Source organism: Streptomyces sp. TRM64462, assembly GCF_013362995.1.
In the GTDB taxonomy this organism is placed as follows: Bacteria; Actinomycetota; Actinomycetes; order Streptomycetales; family Streptomycetaceae; genus Streptomyces.
In genome coordinates this window covers 1-1,118 of record NZ_JABWDV010000049.1, presented here as the reverse complement: position 1 = coordinate 1,118, position 1,118 = coordinate 1, and the positions used below count along the sequence as shown (strand labels likewise).

Below are 1,118 nucleotides of genomic sequence, written 5' to 3'. Positions count from 1 at the left end.
CCGGCGAGGCGGCGCCGCGCGGCGGAGCCCTCCGGTTCGGTGACCGCCCGGCAGGACTGGAGGAGCCGTACCGTCCGCTCCAGCATGCGGGCCCGCGCAAGCTGCACCTCGCCCGCCCGGTCCTCGGCGGCCAGCCGCTCCCGCAGGAACGGCACCAGGCAGCCGGGGACCTCGTACCGGCCGTGCGGAGCCTCCCGTACGAATCCGAACGCGGCGAACCCGTCGAGCAGCGCCGCCGCCGTGGACACGGAGCAGCCGGCCAGCGCGGAGAGCGTCTGCGCGTCCGCGACGCCCAGCGGCGCGAGCGCCAGCAGGCGCAGGGCGCGCGCGCCGGGCGCCGGGAGGCCCTCGTACGCGAGCTGGAAGGCGCGGGCGAGCGGCCGCAGCGCCGCGGGCCTGGGGGCGTCCTCGTCGGGCAGGGAGCGCAGCCGCTTCGCCAGGTCCGCGACGGACGCGGTGGGGCGGGCGGCGAGCCAGCCCCCGGCGAGTACGAGCGCGGCGGGCTGTCCGCCGCACAGCTCGACGAGACTCTCGGCCGCCTGCGGGTCGACGGTGATCCGTACGGACCCGGCGTACCCGTCGAGCAGCTCGATGGCCGACTTCACGTCGAGGCCGCCGACGGTGCAGGGCCGTACGTCGGGGATGCCGGTGAGGGGTCCGTGGGCGACGGCCACGACGAGGCACGCGGGGTTGTCCGGGAGCAGCGCGTCGACCTGCTCGGCGTCCGCGGCGTCGTCGAGGAGCAGGAGGACGCGCCGCGCGTGCAGGGCGTCGCGGAGCCGGTCGCTCAGGTCGTCCGCGCAGGCGCCCGCGGGGGCGTCGACCCCCAGGTCCTCCAGGAGCTGCCAGGCGACGCGCTCGACGGGTACGGGCTCGCCCCCGGGCTCGGACAGCCGCGCCCGCAGGACACCGTCGCGGTACCCGCGCGCGAGGTCCCGGACCAGCTCCTCGGCCAGGGCGGTACGCCCGGAGCCGGGCCGCCCTGCGACCAGCAGCACGCGCGCGCGGGGCGCCTTCCGCCCGGCGAGCGTGTCGAGCCCGGCCCGCGAGATGTCGACCCGCAACTCCTTGAGCTCCCGCTGCCGCCCGTAGAACACGCGACCCTGCGCCCCGGACCC

1 protein-coding gene is annotated in these 1,118 nt (G+C 78.3%); it reads right to left on the bottom strand.

Annotated features, from left to right (window positions below; all coding sequences use genetic code 11):
* On the bottom strand, positions 1–1,097 hold a 1,097-nt coding region (locus tag HTZ82_RS02285), incomplete at its 3' end, for an ATP-binding protein (protein ID WP_175407559.1).
* Positions 1,098–1,118: the final 21 nt, after the last annotated feature.